Genomic DNA, 1,635 nt, shown 5'->3' with positions numbered 1-1,635 from the left:
AGCGTGCCAGGCCCAAGGCGAGCGCGCCGAAGGTCTGCGCCATGGCGGTGCCGTCGATCACGCCCAGCACCGGCACGCCGAAATGCCGCGCCAGGTCGGCGCTGGAAGGGGTGCCGTCGAACAGGCCCATCACGCCCTCGATCAGGATCAGGTCGGCCTCCCCCGCCGCTTCCCACAACAGGCGACGACTTTCCTGCTCGCCGACCATCCACATGTCCAATTGATAGACCGGCGCGCCGCTGGCGCGTTCGTGAATCATCGGGTCAAGGAAGTCCGGTCCGCATTTGAATACGCGCACCTTGCGCCCCAGGTTGCGGTGCAGACGCGCCAACGCGGCGGTGACGGTGGTTTTGCCCTGGCCGGACGCCGGTGCGGCGATCAATACGGCCGGGCAATGACGGGGCTGATTCAAAGTTCGACGCCTTTCTGGGCCTTGATACCGGCCTGGAACGCGTGCTTGAGCATGCCCATGTCGGTGACGGTATCGGCCATTTCGATCAGTTCAGGCTTGGCGCCCCGGCCGGTCACCACCACGTGCTGCATCGGCGGACGGGCTTGCAGGTCGCCGAGTACCTGGTCCAGGTCGAGGTAGCCGTGCTTGAGGGCGATGTTCAACTCGTCCAGCACCACCAGGCCGATGGAGGGGTCAGTCAGCATCGCCCTGGACACCGCCCAGGCCGCTTCGGCGGCCGCGATATCGCGCTGGCGATCCTGGGTTTCCCAGGTAAAGCCTTCGCCCATCACATGGAAGCGCACTTGCTCGGGGAAACGGCGGAAGAACAGCTCTTCGCCGGTACTGTGACGCCCCTTGATGAACTGCACCACGCCGCACTGCATGCCATGGCCCATGGCCCGGGCCAGCATGCCGAAGGCCGAGCTGCTCTTGCCCTTGCCGTTGCCGGTCAGCACCAGCAGCAACCCGCACTCATTGGGCGAATTGGCGATGCGTTCATCGATCACGGCTTTTTTGCGCAGCATGCGCGCCAGGTGGCGTTCGTCGCGGTCGGGGGTATCGGTCATGGCAGCTCTCCGTTGGGGCTGGACAAAAACGGCGGGCAGGAAAAAAGAACACAGACAGCCAAGCATCGCCCACCGTGATGCTGTTGGATGCTTCAGGCCGGTCTCCGGGCTCATGAGTGGCGCTCAGTCTGTGTAAAAAGACCGTGCAGGCCGACGGCGCGCCTTCCCATATCGCCTGCGATACAGTGGCCAACAGCGCCGTCTTGACTCATTTACCGTTGCGGGGGCAGCGCCGGAATTGCGGCAGCACTGTGTACAAGTGCGCTCACTCACCGGCTTCCCTGTTTCACTCCGTCGACGCGCACGCCACAGAGCACCTGGAACAAGCCGCGAAGGTTAGTGGGTTGGGGGTGGAGCGTCAATTAAAGCTGGTCCTGTACTTGAACCATCAAGGTGATGTGCTTCTCTACCCTTACAGGTATTCAGGAGAACACCATGCATAAAACCAGACTCGCCTTACTGATCATGCTGGCCGGCACCCTCGCCGCCTGCGGAGAAAGCTCTACCCTGCAGGTGACCGATGGCACCGGGCCCTCGCCCAAGCTGCCGGAACCGAACAAGACGCTGATCCCCACCGTGAACATCGCGCCGGCTGTCGGCTGGCCCGACGGCGCC

At 63.6% G+C, this 1,635-nt stretch carries 1 protein-coding gene, 2 pseudogenes and 1 riboswitch; of the genes and pseudogenes, 1 reads left to right on the top strand and 2 read right to left on the bottom strand.

The window, feature by feature from the left end; all coding sequences use genetic code 11:
• Nucleotides 1-412 (bottom strand): annotated as a pseudogene (locus BFP96_RS01665) (cobyrinate a,c-diamide synthase); the annotation flags it as partial.
• On the bottom strand, nucleotides 409-1,020 hold the full coding sequence (cobO, locus tag BFP96_RS01660) for a cob(I)yrinic acid a,c-diamide adenosyltransferase (protein WP_065934934.1): 612 nt from the start codon (nucleotides 1,018-1,020) through the stop codon (nucleotides 409-411). The gene cobO and the pseudogene BFP96_RS01665, both read right to left, overlap by 4 nt.
• A gap of 77 nt (nucleotides 1,021-1,097) precedes the next feature.
• A riboswitch (cobalamin riboswitch) is annotated at nucleotides 1,098-1,356 on the bottom strand.
• A 99-nt stretch (nucleotides 1,357-1,455) separates the two neighbouring features.
• On the opposite strand from cobO, the pseudogene BFP96_RS01655 reads away from it, so the two are divergent.
• Nucleotides 1,456-1,635 (top strand): annotated as a pseudogene (locus tag BFP96_RS01655) (sorbosone dehydrogenase family protein); the annotation flags it as partial.

The organism is Pseudomonas sp. 34 E 7, from assembly GCF_900005715.1.
In the GTDB taxonomy this organism is placed as follows: Bacteria; Pseudomonadota; Gammaproteobacteria; order Pseudomonadales; family Pseudomonadaceae; genus Aquipseudomonas; species Aquipseudomonas orientalis_A.
This window is presented reverse-complemented; position numbering and strand designations above follow the sequence as displayed.

Bases quoted from the DNA above. Each gene is read 5' to 3' on its own strand.
- cobO (WP_065934934.1), bottom strand. From the start codon at position 1,020: ATGACCGATACCCCCGACCGCGACGAACGCCACCTGGCGCGCATGCTG.